This window comes from Lysinibacillus sp. JK80, from assembly GCF_027557635.1.
Lineage (GTDB): Bacteria > Bacillota > Bacilli > Bacillales_A > Planococcaceae > Lysinibacillus > Lysinibacillus capsici.
This window is the reverse complement of record NZ_CP058997.1, coordinates 3,541,764-3,564,378: the sequence shown is the minus strand read 5'-3', so window position 1 is coordinate 3,564,378 and position 22,615 is coordinate 3,541,764. Positions and strand designations below refer to the sequence as shown.

The window sequence follows — 22,615 nt, the reverse complement described above, 5'->3', positions numbered from 1 at the left end:
AGAAACTATTGAAGATAAGCATTTGTCTTCAATAGTTTTTTGGTGAAAAAAGCATCTACGACGAAGGAGAAGCAAATACCGCGGAAGAAGCATATACCCCTAAATTCAAAGATCAACCATAGATGATCGATTGATGATTTTCCTAAATATGACGAACAAGCGAAAACAAGGATATGTTCATTGAAAGCGGTGTCGTAATCATGTAAACTAATGAGAGGAAAACGGAGGTTATACATACATGGATGGTCCAGTTTCATTAGTGCAGTTAATCATTTCTATTTTGTTATTTTTCGTCATGTTCTTTGGTATCGGATTCTTGTTAAATATGCTGTTACGGATGACATGGTTAATGGCAATTGTGTATCCAATTGTTGTCATCTTTATTGTAGATGAAGTAAGCTTCTTAGATTATATTTTTAAGCCAGGCTCTGCATTCCCAGCATTAATTGATAAATTACAGGCACTTCAGTTTGTGGATATTGCTATTTTATCAGGTGGCTTTGCGGGTTCTATTGTGGCTGGTATCGTGATGATTTATTTACGTAAAAGTGGCTATCGAATGTTCTAACGTGCTTAGTATTCTTTCTTCAATTGAAGAAAGAATACTTTTTTTATACAAAAAAACACAGCCTCCTCTAGAGGATGTGTTGATGTCTGTTAGATGAAAAACTCGTAGGCTATGATGGCGATAAAAATACCCGTTAGAGCCCCAAAAAATACTTCACTTCGTTTATGGCCTAATAATGTTTTTAATTCCTCCATTTTTTCTTGTCCGTCCATCTGTGGCCATTTTTTTAAATCATGAAGCAATGTTTGGAAATCCTTACGCAGTTGATTTAAAATGGCTGCATGCTGACCTGCTTGGTAACGAACACCACTAGCATCATACATCACGATAATGGAAAACATTGCGGCTACCGCAAAAATGGGGGATTCCAAACCCGTCTCATAGGCAATTGAGGTTGCCAATCCAGTGACAGAAGCAGAGTGAGAACTAGGCATTCCACCTGTTGAGGTAAAAAGTCCCCATTTTACTTGTCTGGTCATTAAAAAATGAATGGGGATTTTAACAAACTGTGCAAAGAGAACCGCAAAGAGGGCAATTAGTAATGGGGTATTGTGGAGTAAACTCAATTTCATCACAACCTTCGCAAATAATTGCTTTTATTATAACATTCATTATTTTCTAAAAGAAGATATAGGCAAATATTACGCGCTTTTCAGAAACTTCGTTATAATAGTATATGGAATGGAGGAATTTACATGCATATTGTAAAAGAAGCAAAAACATTTGAAACGATTTCTACTGAACTATTAGTGGTAGGAGTCACAAAACATCGTGAACAAATGCAGGACTGGGCAAGCTTTTCATCTTTTTACGGTGAAGCCCTTGATACATGGATTAGTGCAGGAGACGTCTCAACTGAATTAAAGAAACTAACGAAATTACCATTTGTGAAAGACCATGCTAACCTGAAACGTATTGTATTTGTAGGTTTAGATGAGCGTAAAAACCTCACAGAAGGTGATATTCGCACAGCATTTGGTTTAGTGGGAAAAGAATTAAGATCTTTAAAAGTAAAAGAGTATTCCATCTGGCTTGAATCATTTACAACAGAGTCAATTTCAACAGCAGATGTAGCATTTTTAGCAGGTGAAGGAATTGGCCTTGGCTATTATGCTGTCCCACATTATAAAACAACTTCAAACGAAGTAGATAAACGTATTGATGCTGTTCACCTTGTGACTACAGCAGAGGATTTAGATGAAGTGGTGGCAAGCTTTGAGGTAGGTGTGATTTATGCAGATGCTGTCAATGAAGCTCGTAGCTTAATTAATTTACCTCCAAACCTACTAACAGCTACGGATTTAGCTAACTATGCACAATCTCTTGCTGTGGAATACGATTTTGAAGTAGAGATATTAGATAAAGCACAATTAGAGGAACTAGGTATGGGTGGTATATTATGTGTTAACCAAGGCTCTTATGAAGAACCACGATTAATTACCTTAAAATATAAAGCGACTGAAGATTTTGAAGATCCAATTGGCCTTGTTGGTAAGGGTGTAACGTATGATACAGGCGGCTATTCTTTAAAACCAAAGGACTCTATGGTTGGTATGAAAGGTGATATGGGCGGTGCCGCTGCTGTACTTGGTGCGATGAAAATTATCGGTGAATTACGTCCAAATAAAAATGTTGTAGCCGTTATCGGTTCTACAGATAATATGGTGTCTGATACAGCGTTTAAACCAGATGATGTGATTACGACGTACAGCGGAAAAACGGTAGAAGTATTAAATACGGATGCAGAAGGGCGTTTAGTTCTGGCAGATGCAACTACATATGCTAAACAGCAAGGGGCTACATCACTGATCGATGTTGCTACTTTAACTGGAGGCGTTATTACTGCACTAGGTATGGATAAAACAGGTGCTCTTGCAAATGATGATGCATTTTTTGAAGCATTTATGGAAGCTGCAAAAGAGACCGATGAATTTGTTTGGCGTATGCCTTTAACAGAAAATGATAAAAAACGAATTCGAAAATCAGATGTAGCTGATTTAAATAATTCACCTGGTCGTGATGGTCATATGATTTTCGGAGGCGGTTTTGTGGGCGAATTTGTTGGTGATACACCATGGATTCACCTGGATATAGCAGGCACATCTGATGCAGTAGCTGTACATGATTTAGGACCTAAGGGTGGTACTGGTGTTATGGTCCGTACACTCGCGAATTTTGTCCAACGTTTAGGGGAAGAAAAATAATAAAGCATGTCAATCAGCGGGAGTTTATTCTCGCTGATTTTTTGTGATTTATGCACTAATCCCGATAGAATAGGCATTCTACATATGATAGATGTATCTTCCTTCATACGATAGAGTAAAAAGGGGAGGTAGCATATGCGCAATTTCGGAGGTTATCCAGGCGGAGGATTTGGAGGCTTTATTTGGCCATTTGGCGCACCGTTTTTTGGTGGTTTTTTAGGCAGTTTCCTTGGCTCTCAATTTAATCAATATCCTTACAATCCATATTATCCAAACTATCGACCGTATCCACCAGGTCCATATTTTCGACCAGGTCCGCGATATCGTAGACCATGGTAAGCACATAATTAGATCAGCCAGTTGTCGATCTTGATATCGACAACTGGTTTTTATTGTGCCTAACGAAGTATCAAATTTAGTGTTGACAGAATATACTAAATTATTTATTATTCTTATTATATTACTAAGAATTAAATATGTGGCTGACTAGCAAACTAGAGGCTTTTATTATTCATAGGCATTTTTGTGTCTAAGGATAATATTAGCCTTTTTTCTTTATCTTAATTTAGTAAAGGTTTTTGTACCGAAAGCAAAGTGTCAGGTTTAGAAAATCGAGGACCCTTATTAGTAAGTTTAATCAATCTGAAATGCCATGACAACGAGGCGTAATTGACAGAAGGAGTGAGATGAAATGGGGAAAGTTTATATTGTTGGTGCAGGTCCTGGAGATGTTGACCTCCTTACGATTAAAGGATTACGTTGCATTGAATGTGCAGATGTCATTTTATATGACAGACTCATTAATAAAGAGCTATTAGCCTATGCCAAGAAAGACGCTAAATTAATCTTTTGCGGGAAATTGCCTCAGCAACATGCCATGATTCAGGAGCAAATCAACCAAACGCTTGTTGATTATGCCCAACAAGGATATGTTGTCACAAGATTAAAAGGAGGAGACCCATTTGTTTTTGGTAGAGGGGCAGAGGAGGCAGATGTGTTAGCGAAGCATCAAATTCCCTTTGAAATTGTGCCTGGTATTACGTCAGGTATAGCAGCTCCAGCATATGCAGGTATTCCTGTCACACATCGTAACTTAGGTTCAAGTTTTGCTATGGTTACTGGGCATATGCAGGATGGAAAAGAAGATGCTATCCGTTGGGAAAGTCTTGCAAAAGGAATTGATACGATTGCCATTTATATGGGTGTTGGTAATCTTCCGTATATCCGTCAACAATTACTCAAATTTGGCCGTGATGAAAAAACGCCTGTGGCTGTTATTCACTGGGGAACAGTTTCTACTAAGCAAAGAACTGTTACGGGGACTTTAGCTACAATTGAGGAAATTGTGCGTACAGAAAATATTCATAACCCTAGCATCATATTAGTAGGGAAGGTTGTGACCTTAAGAGAAACCATTCATTGGTTTGAGCAAAACCCCGCACAGCCAATCCAAATAACGGGATAAGGTTGTGGGATTATGCAGGCTATTTTATATATTGCACATGGCAGTCGTGTCAAGGAAGGTGTAGAGCAGGCCGTAAACTTTCTTCAAGGTGTACAACAAGAAGTGACAGTACCTATTCAGGAAATATGCTTTCTAGAGCTGGCAACACCAACCATTGCAGAAGGCATTGCTAGCTGTATTCGGAAAGGGGCAACAGCGATTGCCGTAATGCCTATTCTCCTACTAGCTGCTCAACACGCAAAACATGATATTCCGAAAGAAATGGCAAAAGCTCAAAAACTATACCCATATGTAAAGTTTACATATGGTGAGCCTCTTGGCATTCATGAACGATTAATTGACACATTACAAGCTAGGATAATAGAAAAACAGCAACCTAACAGCAATGCGAGTGTTTTACTCATAGGACGTGGGAGTAGTGATCCAGCCGTCAAGAGGGATTTAGCCAAAATTGCCAAAAGGCTACGTACTAAATATCACTATAAAGCCGTTGATACATGCTTCTTATACGGAATGGGACCAACCTTTGAAGACTGGTTACTGCAAGTTAAAGGGAAGCAACAGCAAGTTTTTATTGTCCCTTATTTATTATTTACAGGCATTTTAAGACAAAGTATTGCCAAGCGATTACAAGGCTTTGACAGTCAAAACATTATGTTATGTGAAAGCTTAGGCTATGACGACAATGTGAAAAAAGTATTAGTGGAACGTATTGATGAATTACTACATTTTAAAGAGGAAGGTGTTTCGTAATGGTAGATAAAAGAACTGAAAATGTAAATCTAGCATTAGATAATGTCCGCCAAATGTTAAATACTGTGAACCACGGATCAATTACATTGATTGTTCAAAATTCCTATGTGGTTCAGATTGAGAAAAAGGAAAAAATAAGGCTTCGATAAATTAAAAAATATGAAATGAAGATGATTCGTGAGGTGGCAAAGATTGAAATTACAAGTAATAAACAGTCCATTTAATGAAGAGCAGGTGAAGTTATTAAACGAGCTTCTCCCTAAATTAACAATTGAACAAAAATTTTGGCTAAACGGTTACCTAAGTGCTCCCCAAGCAACTCTTGAAGCAATTGTTGAACAGGCACCACCAGCAGCCCAGCCGATTACCAAAACAATAACAATTTTATATGGTTCCCAAACAGGCAATAGTCAAGGATTAGCTGAAAAGTATGCAGCAGCTTTAAAAGAGCAGCAGGTAGATGTAACTGTCTCATCATTAGGGAAATTTAAAGCTAGTAATTTAAAAAAGATCACCAATCTATTACTTATTGTGAGTACACATGGAGAGGGAGATCCACCAGATCAAGCGATACAATTCTATGAATTTTTGCATAGCAAACGGGCGCCTAAGCTAGAACACCTACAATATTCGGTTCTTGCTTTAGGGGATAGCTCCTATGAATTTTTTTGTAAGACAGGTAAGGACTTCGATGAGCGATTTGCGCAATTAGGTGCAACAAGAATTGTTCCTCGTATAGATTGCGATGTAGATTATGATGACGCAGCTGCACAGTGGTTCTCTGCGGTTCAACAGGAATTTCTTCAGCACACAACTTCAGCAACGTCTACTTCAGCACACAACGAAGGGGCGCAAGTACTTGAAGAATCTACATATTCAAGAAAAAATCCATTTTACGCTGAAGTACTTGAAAATATAAATCTAAATGGTCGTGGCTCCAATAAAGAGACGCGTCATCTTGAATTATCGATTGAGGGAGCTAATTTTCATTTTGAACCTGGCGATAGCATTGGCATTCTGCCAGAGAATGATGAACAATTAGTCAATGCATTGCTGACAGCACTTCAATTTGATTCGGAGACAGAAGTGACTGTTTTTGATGAAACAATAACAATAAAAGAAGCACTACAGAAAAAATTAGAAATTACGGTGTTATCTAAACCGTTACTCGAAAAAATTGCTGCTTATACAGAGCATAAAGAATTTTCTAAGCTATTTGAAGAACCGAAAGCCTGGAAGGACTATGCAAAAGGAAGAGACTTGCTCGACCTAGTAGAGGAATTTACACCATTTACTTGGAGTGCACAGCAATTTGTAGAGTTACTGCGTAAAATTCCAGCTCGACTTTATTCTATTGCTAGTAGCCAAAAGGCCAATAGCGAAGAGGTTCATTTAACGATTGGCAAGGTAAGCTATGAAACAGCAGGTAGACAACGTCTTGGTGTTTGCTCTGGAAGTGTGGCAGAACGAATACAAATAGGTGATACATTACCAATCTATGTTCATAAAAATCCGAATTTCAGATTGCCAGAGAATAATGAAACGCCAATTATTATGATTGGTGCAGGCACAGGTGTTGCACCATATCGAGCTTTTCTAGAGGAGCGAGAAGAGTTAGGGATTGAGGGGAAAGCATGGCTCATCTTTGGTGATCAGCATTTTGTTACGGATTTCCTCTATCAAACGGATTGGCAACGTTGGCTAGCTGCTGGCACATTAAGTCACATGCATGTGGCCTTTTCACGTGATACAGACCAAAAAATCTATGTTCAACATAAATTGCATGAAAATGCCGCAAGTTTTTATGAGTGGCTGGAGCAGGGGGCTGTCATTTATGTATGTGGTGACGAAAAATCAATGGCATCTGATGTGGATGCAACCATTCATCAAATTATTGAGCAGCAAGGACAGAAAACACCAGAGGAAGCAAAAGCCTATGTGAATGAATTAAAACAGCAAAAACGCTACCAACGTGACGTTTATTAATGGAGTTCAACACAAATTTCTCGAAAACCTTCCCTTATTAATGAGTTGATCTCTTTGTTAGCAAGTAAACCCTCAGGTATGCCCAATACGCTGAGGTGTAATGGATTAAAGGAGCGATAAAGAATGACTGAAAAAATAGTGTTACCTCCACAGCCCGGGAAACCAAGTGATGTAGAGCGTATTAAAACCGAAAGTAATTACCTACGTGGAACACTCGAACGTACCATGAATAATCCATTAAGCTCTGGTATCCCAGAGGACGATAATCGCCTTATGAAATTTCATGGCAGTTACTTACAGGACGATCGAGATCTTCGGAATGAACGTCAGAAACAAAAGCTGGAACCGGCCTATCAATTTATGGTACGTGTACGAACACCAGGTGGAGCAGCTACCCCAGCGCAATGGCTTGTGATGGATGAAATGGCTAGAAAGTATGGCAATGGCTCTTTAAAATTAACAACACGCCAAGCATTTCAAGTACATGGCATTTTAAAATGGAATGTTAAAAAATATATGCAGGAAATCAATGAGGTGTTATTGGATTCTCTTGCTGCATGTGGAGATGTGAACCGTAATGTGATGTGTAATGTCAATCCAAACCAGTCTGCATTACATGAAGAGGTTTATAATTGGTCTGCAAAACTAAGTGAGCATTTACTGCCGAGAACACGCGCTTATCATGAATTATGGTTAGATGGAGAAAAGGTAGTAGATAGTCAGGATGTAGAAATTGAACCGATTTATGGAGCTCAATATTTGCCGCGTAAATTTAAAATTGGTATTGCGATTCCACCAAGTAATGATGTAGATGTTTTTTCACAAGATATCGGACTGATTGCCATCGTTGAAGACAATCAGCTTGTTGGTTTTAACGTAGCGGTTGGTGGAGGCATGGGCATGACACATGGTGATCATGAAACCTATCCACAGCTTGCTCGTGAAATTGGCTTTATAACGCCAGATAAATTACTAGAAACAGCAGAAAAAATAATAACGATACAGCGTGATTATGGGAATCGCTCTGTCCGTAAAAATGCACGATTTAAATACACGATTGATGCGAGAGGACTTGAATGGTTCCAAGAAGAATTAACGCGTCGTCTAGGCTGGGAAATTCAGCAGGCTCGTCCTTATACTTTTGAGCGTACAGGTGATGAATTTGGCTGGATTAAAGGGGCAGATGGTCATTGGCATTATACGTTATTTATTCAAAATGGCCGTATAAAAGACTTTGAGGATTATCAGTTGTTAACTGGCTTACGTGAAATAGCTAAGGTGCACACGGGTGATTTTCGTTTAACACCGAACCAAAACCTAATGATTAGCAATGTAACACCCCAGAAAAAGAAACAAATAAATACGCTTATTGAACAATACAAGCTAACAGACGGTGCGCATTATTCTGCCTTACGCCGCAATTCCATTGCCTGTGTCTCATTACCGACATGTGGCTTAGCCATGGCAGAAGCAGAACGCTATTTACCTTCTCTTATAACAAAAATTGATGCCATTATTGATGAGGCTGGCTTAAATGAAACAGAAATTGTTATTCGCATGTCTGGTTGTCCAAATGGCTGTTCACGTGCAGCAATGGGTGAAATCGGCTTTATTGGCAAAGGGCCAGGTAAATACAATATGTACCTTGGTGCAAGTTTTACAGGCAATCGCTTAAATAAAATCTATCGTGAAAATATTGGTGAGGAGGAAATTTTAGCAGAGCTACGACCAATTCTTCTGCATTTTTCAAAGGAACGTTTAGAGGGCGAACATTTTGGAGACTTTGTCATTCGTGCTGGGTATGTCACAGCTGTCTATGATGGAAGAGAATTTCATTAAAAATAAAAACCATGTAGCAAAGAAAAATTTGCTACATGGTTTTTTATATAGAATAATCCTCAGGAATAAACACCTTTAATTGTTTCGGCTTTACAAATACCTGATCGCCCACCTTCAGTTGAAGAAGATGAAATTGTTCTTTTGATAACTCCGCTTCTAAAAATTCATCAAGATCCTCACGGCGTAGTTCAATTTGAACGATAGGTCCTAGTAAATGAATGTGGCTGATTTTAACAGGAACTGTACCTGAAATACTTGTTTTCTCAATCTGAATATCATGTGGACGTACAAACCCTATCGCATTGTCCTCTGAATGTGTTAGGGCATCAGGTACATCAAGTGCAACTTCACCCTGCATGAGCTTACCATTATGTAAGCGACCTTTAAATAGATTAACATTGCCCAAGAAGTCATAGACAAACGGACTTTTGGGGTTTGTATAGACCTCATCTGGACTACCAATTTGCTCGATTTTGCCATTATTCATGACCACAATGCGATCTGCAACATCGAGAGCTTCCTCTTGGTCATGTGTCACAAAAATACTTGTAATATGAAATTCATCATGTAACTTTCGAAGCCAGCGACGTAACTCCTTGCGTACTTTTGCATCGAGAGCTCCAAATGGTTCATCTAGTAACAGTACCTTTGGCTCTACAGCAAGTGCTCTTGCCAGTGCGACACGTTGTCGTTGCCCACCTGAGAGCTGTGTTGGATATCGATCTGAGAAATTTTCAAGCTTCACAAGTTGCAATAATTCCATCACTTTATCTTTGATTTGTTGTTTTGAAGGTCTGCTTTTTCGAGGACGTACCTTCAGGCCATAAGCTACATTGTCAAAGACCGTCATATGGCGAAAAAGCGCATAATGTTGAAAGACAAAGCCCACATTGCGTTCCTTTGGATGACGATCTGTGATAGATTGACCATCAAATAAAATATTGCCGACATCCGTTGTTTCAAGCCCAGCAATCACACGTAATAATGAGGTTTTTCCTGATCCAGAAGGGCCAAGCAGTGCTACTAGCTCCCCGGACTGAATATGTACGGATATATCCTCTAGTGCCTGAAAGGACCCATATTTTTTGGATACGTTTTGAATTTGTATACTCATTGAGACCATCTCCTTTTAACTAGATTTTGATTTCCAAGCAATAATGTCTTTCACAATTAATGTAAAGATGGCCATTACGCTCATTAAGGAAGCAACTGCAAAGGCTGCTGCAAATTGATATTCATTATAGAGAATTTCAATATGAAGGGGCATCGTATTTGTCATGCCACGAATATGACCAGATACCACAGACACAGCCCCGAATTCTCCGATGGCTCGTGCATTACATAAAATCAAACCATAGAATAGTCCCCATTTAATATTGGGTAATGTGACATACCAAAAGGTTTTAAAGCCACTTGCCCCCAATGAAATGGACGCTTCTTCCTCAGATATACCTTGGGTTTGCATCAGCGGTATTAATTCACGTGCAACAAAGGGTAATGTGACGAAAATTGTGGCAAGGACAATGCCAGGTAGTGCAAAAACAATTTTAATATCATGTGCAAACAACCATTCACCAAATAGTCCCTGTGAGCCAAACAATAAAATAAATACTAAACCTGCGATAACAGGTGAAACTGCAAAAGGTAAATCTACCATAGTAAGCAATAGATTTTTCCCCTTAAAATTAAACTTTGTAAGTGCCCAGGCAGCCATTACGCCAAAGATTGCATTGAGGGGTACAGTAATGGCTACGACGATTAATGTAAGCTTAATAGCAGCTAATGCATCTGGATGTGTAATCGCAGTAAAGTAAACATCGGATCCTTTTTGAAAGGCTGTAATAAAAATAGATACTAAAGGTAGTACGATAAAGAAAGCTAAAAAAGCTAAGGCAATAAATATTAACGTATAGCGAATAATACGAGGCTCCTGTAAGGCAGCAGTCTGTGTAGCTGCTTTCCTTTTTTCTGTACTAGCCTGCTGAATAAAAGTTGATTGTTCCATATAGTACCTCCTAATGTACAAACCGACGATTGGCTAGCCATTGTATCAAGTTAATGGTGAACAACAAAATAAAGGATGTCACAAGCATGACAACAGCTATGGCAGTTGCCCCCGCATAATCATATTGCTCAAGCTTTGTCATAATAATTAACGGCGTAATTTCCGTTTTCATCGGCATATTTCCTGCAATAAAAACAACCGAGCCATATTCACCTAAAGCGCGCGCAAAGGCCAAGGAAAAGCCAGTTAAAATAGCTGGTACTAGCTCTGGTAAGATGACTTTACGGAAGGTTTGTAAACGATTGGCTCCAAGGCTTGCCGAAGCTTCCTCCACCTCAGCACTGATATTTTGTAAAACGGGCTGGACCGTTCGTACAACAAAGGGTAGCCCGATAAAGGTTAAAGCAATAATGATGCCAAGAGGTGTAAAGGCAATTTTAAAATCAAAAAATTGACCAATCCAACCATTTGGCGCATAAAGAGATGTTAAAGCAATTCCAGCGACAGCAGTAGGCAATGCAAAAGGTAAGTCTACAAGCCCATCAATGATTCGTTTAAAGGGAAATTGATAGCGAACGAGAACCCATGCAATAGTCGTACCGAAAAAAACATTTAGTAAGCCTGCAATCAGTGCAGTGCTGAAGCTCACTTTGTAGGAAGCAACAGCACGGGGATCTGTAATGATATCTATAAATGCTGACCAGCTTAAGGACATGGTATGAATGAAAATCATGGAAAGTGGTAGTAACACTAGTAAACTTACGTAAAGCATTGTATAACCAAGAGATAAATGAAAGCCTGGAATAATTCGACGCGATTTTTTAGGAATGATTAAACTGCTCATCAAAACGCTCCTTATTGTGGTACGTAAATTTCATCAAAGGTACCACCATCTTTAAAATGGGTTGCTTGTGCTTGTGACCAACCACCAAAATCATCGATGGAAACAAGTTCAAGCTGAGGGAATTGATCTTTATACTTTGCTAGAATCGTTTCACTACGTGGTCGATAATAATTTTTCGCCGCAATTTCTTGCCCTGTATCACTATATAAATGCTGTAAGTAAGCTTCAGCGACTTCACGTGTCCCCTTTTTATCTACGATTTTGTCTACAACTGCAACTGGTGGCTCTGCTAAAATACTTAAAGAAGGCGTGATGATTTCAAATTCATCTTTACCTAATTCATTGAGAGAGAGGTATGCTTCATTTTCCCACGCAATTAAGACATCTCCAATTTTACGTTCTACGAATGTTGTTGTAGCTCCACGAGCGCCAGAATCAAGTACTTCTACATTGCTGTAAAGTGATTTCATAAATTCTTTTATTTTTGTCTCATTATTGTTATATAACTTTTCGGCATAAGCCCAAGCAGCTAAGTAGTTCCACCGTGCACCTCCAGATGTTTTGGGATTAGGCGTTATGACAGATACATCATCTTGAATCAAATCATCCCAATCTTGTATGTTCTTTGGATTGCCCTTGCGAACTAAAAAAACAATTGTAGATGTATAGGGAGTCGAATTAAGATCAAATTCGGTTTGCCAATCTTTATTCAGCAGCTCACGAGTTTGAGCAATTTCATCAATATCGTAAGCGAGTGCGAGTGTCACAACGTCGGCTTCAAGACCATCAATAACTGCACGCCCCTGTTTGCCAGATCCACCATGTGATTGATTGATTGTGACGTCTTGGCCAGTATCAGCCTTCCATTTTTTTATAAAATCTTTGTTGAACTCATCGTAAAGTTCCCGTGTTGGATCATAGGAAACATTTAGTAGCTCTACAGACTTCTTGTCTTCCTGACCGCTTGCTTTTTCATCTGAATTAGCACTTCCACAGCCAGTTAAACTAAGCGTTAGAATAGTTAATAATGCCAATGATTGGAGAACATAGCTCTTTTTTTTCATAGTTAATCCGCCCCTTTTCTGTCTTAAGAATGCAAAAAGCCATCCCCCACAATGATATGACAACATTGGGTAGATGGCCTTCAGATCCTCTGATCAGCGTTTTTTAGGTCAAAGCTTTAGTAATACATTAAACATATATTTCCTATTAGTCAACAAGGAATTATAAAAAAGATTATTTATTTTGAAAATTAATAGAAGTGTCCTTAGATACCACTCATCATATGCAGCAAAGAGCAAAAATAATGGGTGTATGGAAAAGATATTTAAAAAACCTAGTTGACTGCTTGGTGTACTTTAGTATATATTTGGTAATAAGAAGAATGATTGTAGTACGAGGTAACAACTACTAGTGAACAATCATTAAATATAGAGCTGGCTAGTCAAACTAGAGGCGTTTTAACAAAGACCTGTTTTTCCTATGTCTTTTGTTAGAACGCCTTTTTTGCTATGAGGGGGATTCGATGTTAACTTACGAAAATTGGCAAGAACCGATCATTGATTTTCAGGTTGATGATATGTATAAGGCTGCACTAGAGGTTTTACAGTGGAGCTATCAAGAATATGGAGATGAAATCGTCTATGCATGTAGCTTTGGTATTGAGGGCATTGTCTTAATTGATCTCATTTCAAAGGTAAAGCCTAACGCTACGATTGTTTTTTTAGATACAGATGTACACTTTAAAGAAACATATGAAACCATTCATAAAGTCAAAGAAAAATATCCACAACTTAACATTGTCATGAAAAAGCCAGCCCTTACACTTGAGCAACAAGCTACACAACATGGTGACGAACTATGGAAGTCTAACCCAAATAAGTGCTGTGATATTCGTAAGATAAAACCTTTACACGAAGCCTTATCAGGTAAAAAGGCTTGGATATCAGGTTTACGTCGTGAGCAATCACCAACACGTCAACAAACAAACTTTTTAAATCGTGACGATAAATTTAAATCGATTAAAGTTTGTCCATTGATTCATTGGACTTGGAAGGATGTCTGGCGTTATGTTTCGAAGCACAGTTTGCCATATAATCCGTTACACGATCAAGGCTATCCAAGCATCGGCTGTGAGCATTGTACGAAACCAGCATTTACAATGGAGGATTTACGTTCAGGTAGATGGCAAGGTTCTGGTAAAACCGAGTGCGGGTTACATGAATAAAGGAGTTCTGCCATGCTTGAATATTTTGCAATAGCTATTAGTTTATTTTTTGCGATGAACATAGGAGCAAGCGGTGCAGCAGCCTCAATGGGTGTTGCTTATGGGGCAGGTGCCATCAAAAAAGCGTGGCAAGCATTGCTTTTATGCGCGATAGGCGTCTACAGTGGAGCTGTATTAGGCGGAGGAGAGGTAGTTAAAACGATAAGCTCAGGCATTATGCCCCAGGAATATATTACGGTAAAGGTTGTCATCATTATCTTGATTTCTGCGACAAGCTCGTTATTTTTCGCCAATCTTTTAGGCATTCCCTTATCAACGAGTGAAGTAACAGTGGGTGCTGTCGTGGGTGTAGGAATTGCCTATAAAGTACTATTCGTCAATTCGCTGCTTGTCATTATATCATTTTGGGTGATTGTACCGCTTGTTGCCTTTGTCATTGCTCTTGTATGTGGAAAGTTATTATATAAGTTACAAAACACAGGGTTGCTGAAAGATCGGCCAATTTTAACTGTTCTTCTCGTTTTAGCAGGATTTTTCGAAGCATTTTCAGCGGGGATGAATAATGTTGCCAATGCAGTTGGACCCTTGGTGGGAGCAGGAATGATGGATGTGACAACGGGCATTGTGCTTGGCGGTGCATTTGTCGCAATAGGTGCTCTGCTACTTGGTAAACGAGTGCTTGAAACAAACGGTAAAAAAATAGTGCGCTTTCAAAAGGCAGAGGGCATTCTCATTTCAAGTACAGGTGCACTGCTTGTTGGCGTAAGCTCAATTTTTGGGCTTCCAGTACCCTTAACACAAGTCACTTCTTCATCCATCATTGGGATGGGGATGGCGAAAAACGGAAAGCAAATCTTCCATAAGCATATTGTGAAAAAAATTATACGTATTTGGGTTGTATCACCCATCTTTTCATTAGTCATTTCTTATTTTTTAGTGCAGTTATTTTTAGAAAAAGACCTTTATGCCATTATTTTAAATGGCAGCATTATTGTTGGGACGCTAGGGGTCATTAGTCTGATGCGTACGATGCGTGAAGAAGAGCAGTCTATCTATGATGCAGGGGAAGGCATTTAAATTGAATCATATCATCACTATCTTTTGACTACAAAACTTAGTATTTTACTAGAATTAGGAGGAGATTTTTATGAGTCTACAACCACATGGTGGACTACTTGTGCAAGCATTTAATCCGGAAAAAAAAATCACAACTATTCATAAGGAAATTGAGTTGGATGCAATTTCGTTGAGTGATTTAGAGCTAATTGCTATAGGGGGGTATAGCCCAATTGAAGGTTTTTTAACACAAGTAGACTATGAGTCAGTCGTGGCACAAAGTCGTTTAGCATCAGGTGTAGTATGGAGTATTCCGATTACATTACCTGTTACAAAAGAGAAAGCGTCCATTTTACAGCCTGGTGACGAGGTGAAGCTGGTTTATGGTGATGAAGTATATGGCGTTATTGAAGTAGCAGATATTTATGAGCCGAATAAACGGAAAGAGGCTTTACTTGTCTATGGAACAGAGGATTTAGCACATCCGGGCGTTCAAAAGCTTTTTGATCGTCCTGCCATTTATGTTGGAGGGAAAATTACGTTAATTAAACGTCTTACACAAAAGTTCCCTGCTTATTCATTTGACCCAATAGAAACGCGACAATTATTTGCTGACAAGGGATGGAAAACTGTTGTTGGCTTCCAAACACGTAATCCAGTCCATAGGGCGCATGAATATATTCAAAAGGCAGCACTTGAAACGATTGATGGGTTATTTCTAAATCCACTTGTTGGAGAAACAAAGTCAGATGATGTGTCAGCTGCTATACGTATGGAGAGCTATGAGGTTTTATTAGAAAACTATTATCCTGAAAGTCGTGTACAATTAGGTATTTTCCCAGCCGCTATGCGATATGCAGGACCAAAGGAAGCTATTTTTCATGCACTTGTTAGAAAAAATTATGGCTGTACTCATTTTATTGTTGGTCGTGATCATGCAGGTGTTGGTGATTATTATGGCACATATGATGCACAAAAGATTTTTGAACAGTTTACAGAAGATGAATTAGGAATTGTCCCACTGAAATTTGAGCATAGCTTTTATTGCCAGCAATGTGAAGGCATGGCGACGACAAAGACGTGTCCACATGATAGCTCTGCCCATGTCATTCTATCAGGAACGAAGGTACGTGAGATGCTACGAAATGGAGAAGTACCACCAAGTACATTCAGTCGTAAAGAAGTCGTAGACATTTTAATTAAAGGCATGAGTAAGGAGGTAGTGAAATGAGTTCAAACATTGTTTGGCATGAAGCCTCCATTACAAAAGAAGAACGCCGTTCAAAAAATCAACATCAAAGCTTTATTTTATGGTTTACGGGTTTATCTGCTTCAGGAAAATCATCAGTGGCTAATGCATTTGCCCGTCGATTATTTGAAAGGAGCAATCAAGCCTTCGTATTAGATGGTGATAATGTGCGTCATGGCTTAAATAGTGACTTAGGATTCGATGAGGCAGGGCGCAAGGAAAATATTCGTCGAATAGGTGAAGTCTCAAAGTTATTTATAGAGAGCGGTCAAATTGTGCTAACGGCTTTTATTTCACCTTATCGAGAAGATCGTCAGGTAGTCCGTGAACTTGTAGAGGATGGTGAATTTTTAGAGGTCTTTGTAAAGTGTTCAGTAGAAACATGTGAAAAAAGAGATCCTAAAGGTTTGTATAAAAAAGCAAGGAATGCTGAAATTGCTAATTTTACAGGGATTAGCGCTCCATATGAAGAACCGATTAACCCAGAAGTTATTTTGGATACAGAACAGCATTCCATTGAAGAATGTGTGGAGCAACTGACAAATATTTTAACTGCCAAGGGATATATTTAACTAAAAAAATCTGCTCGATTTAGTAATCGGGCAGATTTTTACGTTTATTTTACACCTTGTTCCTTTTTCATTCTGTCAATTTCAGGACCTAGTTCATCACGTACTGTACCTTTCCATGGCTTAACACCAGCAATATAGGAAGAACGCGTCATAATGTGTCCGCCAACAGGACCAGTAATAAAGAGGAAGAGTATCCCCAGTAAAATACGAGGGTTGAAATGATCTTCAATGAGCCAAAAGTGAAAGAATACACCGATCAGTACACACATGACGCCAAGTGTTGCACTTTTTGAAGCGGCATGGGCACGTGTATACAAATCAGGTAAACGGACAAGTCCGATAGCTGTCACGACAATAAAGAGTACTCCAACAGTAATGAAAAAGATAACTAAACTATTAGCGAGAATTGTCACGTTTGATGATATCTCCTTTCTCTATGAATTTAGAGAAGGCCATCGTACCGATAAACGATAAAATTGCTAGCAATAAAATGATTTCAAGAAAGAAGCTTGTTTCCACTAAAATCGAAAATAGTCCGATTAGGGAAATGAGTGAAACCCCAAGTGAATCCAAAGCTACAACACGATCGGATGCGGAAGGACCTTTTACCATTCGATAAATGACCGCTATCATGGATAAGCAAATCACTACGATTACAGCAATAATAAATGTTGTCATGATTTACTCACCTCCAAAATCGCTTTCTCAAATGAATCTCGAATGGAAGCAATGGCTTCATCTGCATCATTAATATCAATTGCATGTACATACAATGTTTTCGCATCGTCTGATACATGCACTACGACTGTTCCTGGTGTTAGAGTAATAAGGCTTGATAATAAAGTGATTTCCCAGTCTTGTGTTAGAACAGTTGGATAAGCAAAAAAGGCAGGTTGCATGTCCAACTTTGGCTTTAATACTACTTTCAATACTTGAACATTTGCTAAAATTAACTCTTTTAAGAACAACAAAGTTAATTTTAGAATGGCCCATAATCGATAGACATAAAGACGCGACTTGAAAAACCTCCGCATGAGAAAGAGTAAGATTATTCCCATAATGAATCCAATGATAAAACCAGTTGCTGTGTAATTAGAGGAAAGGAACATCCAGACGAAGGCAAGTACAAAATTTAAAATCATTTGAAATGCCATAGTGTTAATCCTCCTTCATTACAGCATCTATATAGATAGATGGATCTTTTAATAATTTTGCAGCATCATCCATAAATGGCGTAATCCATTCAGAACCCACACCATATGCGATAGTAATAAGTACTAACAAGGCAGTGGGCATAAACAGCATCTTATAGATAGATTTGTCGAATGTTCCTTGTGTTTCTTTTTCCTCACCCCAAAACGCATAGAGGAAAATACGAAGCACGGATAGTAAAACAAGCAGTGAAGATGCTAAAATGAAAATACTGCTCCACATACTTCCAGCCTCAAAGCCTCCCTGAACAATTAACAGCTTTCCAACAAACCCGCTAAGTGGTGGAATTCCAGCTAAGCCAAACGCTGCTATTAAATAACACCAACCCAGTGCAGGGTATTTTTTCATCAGTCCACCCATTTTACGCAAGTCAGATGTACCAGTAATATAGATGACAATACCGATTAACATAAAGAGTGCTGCCTTAATCAGCATATCGTGAATTAAATAAAACATAGCTCCTTTTAAAGAAGCCTCATTCATTTGAGAGACACCAAATAAAATGACACCTACTGCAATGACAATGTTATAGATAATAATGAGCTTTACATCAAAATAAGCGAGTGCTCCAATACAACCAGCTACAATTGTTGCAATAGCTAATGCCATTAGTAAATCATGCGTATAGGATAAATCATGTACAAAAAATAGTGTGTAGGTACGTGTAATGGCATATACACCAACCTTTGTGAGCAGAGCGCCAAATAGGGTTAAGACAGGGATCGGGGCTGCTGCATACGAAGTAGGAAGCCAAAAATATAATGGGAAAATAGCTGCTTTTAGTCCAAATACCATTAAAAATAGTATGGCAATAACAGTAATAATTCCTGGTTGATTAATTTCAGCAATTTTTACCGCAATATCAGCCATGTTTAATGTCCCTACTACAGAATATAAATAGGCCACGGTTATAACAAATAAGGCCGAAGAAATAACATTAATTAAAATATATTTAATAGACCCTTTCAGTTGCCCCTTCTCACCACCTAAAACGATGAGTAAATAGGAAGCCATTAACAATACTTCAAAGAACACAAATAAGTTAAAAATATCACCTGTTGTAAAGGCACCATTGACCCCAGTTAAAATAAACATAATACCAGGGTAATAAAAGAAGCGTTCGCGTTCCTTCGTGATGGAACCGAAGCCATACCAAACAACAAATAGCCCAATAAGCAATGTCGTTGTAACGAGCAATGCAGACACCATATCAGATACCATTGTAATACCGTAAGGAACAGGCCAATTTCCAAATGTGACCTTTTGAATACCATCTTCTTTCACTGTTAAAAGCAGTGAGAGGGCAGAGAGGAGGGCTAGTCCAATCCCAAGTAATGAAAATGATCGCTGATAAGTTAGATTTTTTTGTCCAAACATTAAAATCATACCGAAGAAAAACGGGATGATAATGGGTAATAGTAGGAAGTTATTCATCCTCATCACTTCCTCTCATTAAGCTAATATCATCCGTGTTAAGTTCTTGATAGGAACGGTAGGCAAGTACAAGGAAGAATGCTGTCACCCCAAAGCTTATAACAATTGCAGTTAAAATAAGTGCTTGGGGTAAGGGATCAGCAAATGTTTTGGCTCCTTCGTTTAAGACAGGTGGAGCTTCACCACCAAGACCACCCATTGTTAAGATGAGTAGATGAGCACCATGACTTAACAGACCTGTTCCAATAATAATGCGCAATAAACTTTTTGATAAGATTAAATAGACCGCTGCCATAAAAAGAAAGCCGATCACAAAGGCCATAATTATTTCCATTATTCATCCTCTCCAATCGTTTGAATAATGGTCATCGTAACGCCGACAACAACCAAATAGACCCCGCTATCAAAAAGCATAGCCGTGTGTAATGACTGTTTGCCTAGAAGCGGTAAATCGAAATAATCAAAGAAATGTGTGAAAAACGGTTTGCCCACAAACATTGGGTATGCCGCAGTAGCAAGGGCTAATAGTAAGCCAATGGCTGTTAAATATGTGTAATTAATAGGTAGAATATGGCGGACTGTGTTGATATCATAGGCTAACACTAAAAGAACAAGTGCACTTGATGTTAACAGCCCCCCAACAAAGCCTCCACCAGGCGTATAGTGACCAGCTAAAAAAATATGAATGGAGAAGAAGAAAATAATGAAAAATACAATTTTAGCTGTAAATTGTATTATCACATCATTTGTTTTCATGAGTGTTCTCCTTTCTATTCATACGTAACTTAATCATAGCTAAGATGCCCATGCCAGCTATGCCGAGTACTGTAATTTCAAACAATGTATCGAAACCACGATAGTCTACTAAAATTACGTTTACAATATTTCCACCACCAGCTAAAGAATAGACGGTTTCCTCGTAGTACTTAGCAATAGAGGGAATTAGTTTTTGGGAATGAGCTGATAGCGCAACAAGTGTTACCATCACACCAACCGCAATGGAAACAATGGCACGATTTAACTGGAACCTCATTCGCTCCTCGCGTTTACCAAGTTTAGGTAAATGGTAAAATGCTAATAAAAATAGTGCTACTGAAATCGTTTCTATAACGAGCTGTGTCAGCGCTAAATCAGGTGCGTTAAAAATGACAAAGAATAAGGCTACTGTATAGCCTACAGTACCAAGCCCAATAATGGCTGTTAAACGTGATTTGGCCAAGATGGTGATGGCAGTACCAATTAATAAAACTACGATCAAGATAATTTCATACAAATTAATTGGTGAGGCTCCTTGGAATGAAATACTAAATGCATCTTTCACGAATAGAGAGCCGATAACAATAATAGTTATTCCGCTAAACATATAGAGTAAATAGTGACGCATAGAACCTGTCATATAGCGTCGGGAAATACGATTTAAGCCAACATCTAATCCCTGCATGATTTTGTCATATGCATTGTTTAATGTTAACGCTTGCGGGAATCGTTGATACATCCCTTGCCATTTTGGTAAGGCAACAAATAACAATACCCCAACTATTATAATTCCAATGGTCATCAGTAACTCTGGGGTAATGCCATGCCAAGCAGATACATGAATATCAACAGCTTGAGGTGAATCATACAAAAATGGCTGTATCGCTTGAACGGCTGGTTTTACAAAGGTATTACCGATAAAGTTTGGAATAAAGAAGATTGTCACAACTAAAGCTGCTAAAAGAATAGGAGAAATTAGCATACCAATCGGCGCCTCATGTGGTTTATGAGGTAACTGCTCTGGTTTGTAATTCCCATTAAATGTTCGGAAAACAAAATAGAAACTATAGATAAATGTAAAAATACTAGCAATCCACGCAACAATAGGGAAGAGTGCTCCCCATGTTTCAAAGCCGAAGAATTCAAACTTTTGAAGTGCAAGCATCGCTGTTAAAAACATTTCTTTACTTAAGAACCCATTAAATGGTGGAAGACCAGCCATTGATAAACTTCCTATTGCAGCCACAGTAAAACTAATTGGCATAATACTCATTAAGCCACCGAGTTTACGAATATCTCGAGTTCCAGTTTCATGATCCACAATGCCTGCAATCATGAAGAGACTGCCTTTAAATGTTGCATGATTAATAAGGTGGAAAATGGCAGCAAATGCAGCAAACTTTATGGTATCGATTGAGCCATTTGCATGGAAAGCAACAGCACTTGCCCCGAGTAGTGACATAATAAGCCCAAGCTGACTGACTGTAGAGAATGCTAGAATACCTTTTAAATCAGTTTGCTTCACTGCAAAGAAGGAACCCCAGAATAAAGTTAAGATACCTACACCTGTTACAAGCCACACCCAAAGTTCAGAGGCTGCAAATATCGGCGTAAATCGTGCAACTAAATAGATACCTGCTTTGACCATTGTAGCTGAGTGAAGGTATGCACTTACTGGTGTTGGCGCCTCCATGGCATCTGGTAACCAAATATAGAATGGGAATTGCGCGGATTTTGTAAATGCTCCCAAGAGTAATAGGATAAGTGACCAAGTGAATAAAGGCTGGTCTACTAAATTTGGTGCCATGACAATTAATTCTCGAATAGAATAGGTCCCTCCCATTAAATAAAGAAGAACGAAGCCACCTAGCATCATTAAGCCGCCGCCAACTGTAATCATCATAGACTTTAATGCACCGAAGCGTGAGGCATCCCGATTATACCAATAGCCGATGAGTAAAAATGATGATATGGATGTTAGCTCCCAGAAGAAATAGAGTGTAATTAAATGATCTGACTGTACTACTCCCAGCATGGCTGACATAAATAACAGTAAGTAAACATAAAAGTTATGTAATTTTTCTTTATGTTTATCTAAGTAAAAAATGGAGTAAAGCACAACTAACGAGCCAATTCCAGTAATGAGTAATGAGAATAATAAGCTAAGTCCATCTAAATATGAGATGATGGAAATATCAAGCGATGGAATCCAAGGTAGCTCTGCAGTAAATACTTCACCTTTAGCAACTTGAGCAATATATGTTGCATAAATAACAGCAAGTGTAACAGGTACAGCAAGAACAAACCAACCTGTGTGAATATTATTCATGCGTTTATATAAAATTGGCACTAATATTGCAACAAGCATTGGAATAAAAATATAAAGTACTTGTAACAAAAAAACCCTCCTTTATGCAGGTAAGTAAATCAATTATAACGTACTTT

Annotated in this window: 24 protein-coding genes; 12 read left to right on the top strand and 12 right to left on the bottom strand. The window is 38.5% G+C overall.

Going from position 1 to position 22,615, the window contains the following annotated elements; genetic code table 11:
* Positions 1-238: 238 nt before the first annotated feature.
* Positions 239-568, top strand: coding sequence for a YuiB family protein (locus tag HXV90_RS17945; RefSeq protein WP_004228336.1), 330 nt, complete (start codon positions 239-241; stop codon positions 566-568).
* Positions 569-657: 89 nt separating this feature from the next.
* Here the strand turns inward: HXV90_RS17945 and HXV90_RS17940 are convergent, their stop codons facing one another.
* Complete coding sequence (locus HXV90_RS17940) at positions 658-1,140, bottom strand: divergent PAP2 family protein (RefSeq protein ID WP_048394429.1); 483 nt, start codon at positions 1,138-1,140, stop codon at positions 658-660.
* 123 nt (positions 1,141-1,263) lie between these two features.
* Here HXV90_RS17940 and HXV90_RS17935 point away from each other — a divergent pair, with 123 nt between their 5' ends.
* The 7 genes from HXV90_RS17935 to cysI all read left to right on the top strand — a co-directional run bounded on the left by HXV90_RS17935 (position 1,264) and on the right by cysI (position 8,815).
* The gene (locus HXV90_RS17935; protein WP_048394430.1) at positions 1,264-2,772 is read left to right on the top strand and encodes a leucyl aminopeptidase; all 1,509 of its coding nucleotides are present in this window, start codon (positions 1,264-1,266) and stop codon (positions 2,770-2,772) included.
* A gap of 135 nt (positions 2,773-2,907) precedes the next feature.
* Entirely contained in the window at positions 2,908-3,111 is a 204-nt protein-coding gene (locus tag HXV90_RS17930; RefSeq protein WP_016991509.1) for a hypothetical protein, read from the top strand.
* Between the two features lie 352 nt (positions 3,112-3,463).
* On the top strand, positions 3,464-4,237 hold the full coding sequence (gene cobA, locus HXV90_RS17925) for a uroporphyrinogen-III C-methyltransferase (RefSeq protein WP_112116474.1): 774 nt from the start codon (positions 3,464-3,466) through the stop codon (positions 4,235-4,237).
* A gap of 12 nt (positions 4,238-4,249) precedes the next feature.
* Positions 4,250-4,990, top strand: coding sequence for a sirohydrochlorin chelatase (locus tag HXV90_RS17920; RefSeq protein ID WP_112116472.1), 741 nt, complete (start codon positions 4,250-4,252; stop codon positions 4,988-4,990).
* The gene (locus HXV90_RS17915; RefSeq protein WP_004228347.1) at positions 4,990-5,139 is read left to right on the top strand and encodes a YezD family protein; all 150 of its coding nucleotides are present in this window, start codon (positions 4,990-4,992) and stop codon (positions 5,137-5,139) included. The genes HXV90_RS17920 and HXV90_RS17915 overlap by 1 nt, the downstream gene beginning before the upstream one ends.
* Positions 5,140-5,182: 43 nt before the next feature.
* On the top strand, positions 5,183-6,976 hold the full coding sequence (locus HXV90_RS17910; RefSeq protein ID WP_269897701.1) for an assimilatory sulfite reductase (NADPH) flavoprotein subunit: 1,794 nt from the start codon (positions 5,183-5,185) through the stop codon (positions 6,974-6,976).
* A gap of 123 nt (positions 6,977-7,099) precedes the next feature.
* A complete protein-coding gene (gene cysI / locus HXV90_RS17905; RefSeq protein ID WP_054549433.1) occupies positions 7,100-8,815 on the top strand; it encodes an assimilatory sulfite reductase (NADPH) hemoprotein subunit in 1,716 nt (571 codons plus the stop codon).
* Between the two features lie 43 nt (positions 8,816-8,858).
* Here the strand turns inward: cysI and HXV90_RS17900 are convergent, their stop codons facing one another.
* Genes HXV90_RS17900 through HXV90_RS17885 form a run of 4 tightly spaced genes read right to left on the bottom strand, consistent with a single transcriptional unit; the run spans position 8,859 to position 12,728 of the window.
* Positions 8,859-9,929 carry a sulfate/molybdate ABC transporter ATP-binding protein gene (locus HXV90_RS17900; RefSeq protein WP_269897700.1) on the bottom strand — a complete coding sequence of 357 codons (1,071 nt, stop codon included), beginning with the start codon at positions 9,927-9,929 and terminating at the stop codon, positions 8,859-8,861.
* Between the two features lie 15 nt (positions 9,930-9,944).
* Positions 9,945-10,820 (bottom strand): sulfate ABC transporter permease subunit CysW, encoded by an 876-nt coding sequence (gene cysW / locus HXV90_RS17895; protein WP_269897699.1) that lies wholly within the window; start codon positions 10,818-10,820, stop codon positions 9,945-9,947.
* Positions 10,821-10,830: 10 nt separating this feature from the next.
* Positions 10,831-11,664: a sulfate ABC transporter permease subunit CysT gene (gene cysT, locus HXV90_RS17890; protein WP_048394444.1), complete on the bottom strand. Its 834-nt coding sequence runs from the start codon at positions 11,662-11,664 to the stop codon at positions 10,831-10,833.
* Between the two features lie 11 nt (positions 11,665-11,675).
* Positions 11,676-12,728, bottom strand: coding sequence for a sulfate ABC transporter substrate-binding protein (locus tag HXV90_RS17885; protein WP_269897698.1), 1,053 nt, complete (start codon positions 12,726-12,728; stop codon positions 11,676-11,678).
* Positions 12,729-13,189: 461 nt separating this feature from the next.
* Between HXV90_RS17885 and HXV90_RS17880 the strand changes: the two genes are divergently transcribed.
* The 4 genes from HXV90_RS17880 to cysC all read left to right on the top strand — a co-directional run bounded on the left by HXV90_RS17880 (position 13,190) and on the right by cysC (position 16,768).
* Positions 13,190-13,891: a phosphoadenylyl-sulfate reductase gene (locus HXV90_RS17880; RefSeq protein ID WP_112116459.1), complete on the top strand. Its 702-nt coding sequence runs from the start codon at positions 13,190-13,192 to the stop codon at positions 13,889-13,891.
* Positions 13,892-13,903: 12 nt separating this feature from the next.
* Positions 13,904-14,968 (top strand): sulfate permease, encoded by a 1,065-nt coding sequence (locus tag HXV90_RS17875; RefSeq protein WP_048394449.1) that lies wholly within the window; start codon positions 13,904-13,906, stop codon positions 14,966-14,968.
* Positions 14,969-15,038: 70 nt separating this feature from the next.
* Complete coding sequence (sat, locus tag HXV90_RS17870; protein ID WP_269897697.1) at positions 15,039-16,178, top strand: sulfate adenylyltransferase; 1,140 nt, start codon at positions 15,039-15,041, stop codon at positions 16,176-16,178.
* Positions 16,175-16,768, top strand: a complete 594-nt coding sequence (gene cysC / locus HXV90_RS17865) for an adenylyl-sulfate kinase (protein ID WP_269897696.1) — start codon at positions 16,175-16,177, stop codon at positions 16,766-16,768. Before sat ends, cysC begins: the two co-directional genes overlap by 4 nt.
* 44 nt (positions 16,769-16,812) lie before the next feature.
* Here cysC and mnhG read toward each other — a convergent pair whose 3' ends face one another.
* From mnhG to HXV90_RS17830, 7 genes are read right to left on the bottom strand one after another with little or no spacing between them, the layout of a single operon-like run.
* Positions 16,813-17,181, bottom strand: coding sequence for a monovalent cation/H(+) antiporter subunit G (mnhG, locus tag HXV90_RS17860; protein WP_004228373.1), 369 nt, complete (start codon positions 17,179-17,181; stop codon positions 16,813-16,815).
* The gene (locus HXV90_RS17855) at positions 17,165-17,446 is read right to left on the bottom strand and encodes a Na(+)/H(+) antiporter subunit F1 (RefSeq protein ID WP_004228375.1); all 282 of its coding nucleotides are present in this window, start codon (positions 17,444-17,446) and stop codon (positions 17,165-17,167) included. The genes mnhG and HXV90_RS17855 overlap by 17 nt, the downstream gene beginning before the upstream one ends.
* Positions 17,443-17,922 (bottom strand): Na+/H+ antiporter subunit E, encoded by a 480-nt coding sequence (locus tag HXV90_RS17850; protein ID WP_004228376.1) that lies wholly within the window; start codon positions 17,920-17,922, stop codon positions 17,443-17,445. The genes HXV90_RS17855 and HXV90_RS17850 overlap by 4 nt, the downstream gene beginning before the upstream one ends.
* Positions 17,923-17,926: 4 nt before the next feature.
* Positions 17,927-19,414, bottom strand: a complete 1,488-nt coding sequence (locus tag HXV90_RS17845; protein ID WP_269897695.1) for a Na+/H+ antiporter subunit D — start codon at positions 19,412-19,414, stop codon at positions 17,927-17,929.
* Complete coding sequence (locus HXV90_RS17840; RefSeq protein WP_004228379.1) at positions 19,407-19,748, bottom strand: Na(+)/H(+) antiporter subunit C; 342 nt, start codon at positions 19,746-19,748, stop codon at positions 19,407-19,409. Before HXV90_RS17840 ends, HXV90_RS17845 begins: the two co-directional genes overlap by 8 nt.
* Entirely contained in the window at positions 19,748-20,170 is a 423-nt protein-coding gene (locus tag HXV90_RS17835; protein WP_004228380.1) for a Na(+)/H(+) antiporter subunit B, read from the bottom strand. The genes HXV90_RS17840 and HXV90_RS17835 overlap by 1 nt, the downstream gene beginning before the upstream one ends.
* Complete coding sequence (locus HXV90_RS17830; RefSeq protein WP_269897694.1) at positions 20,157-22,568, bottom strand: Na+/H+ antiporter subunit A; 2,412 nt, start codon at positions 22,566-22,568, stop codon at positions 20,157-20,159. Before HXV90_RS17830 ends, HXV90_RS17835 begins: the two co-directional genes overlap by 14 nt.
* Positions 22,569-22,615: the final 47 nt, after the last annotated feature.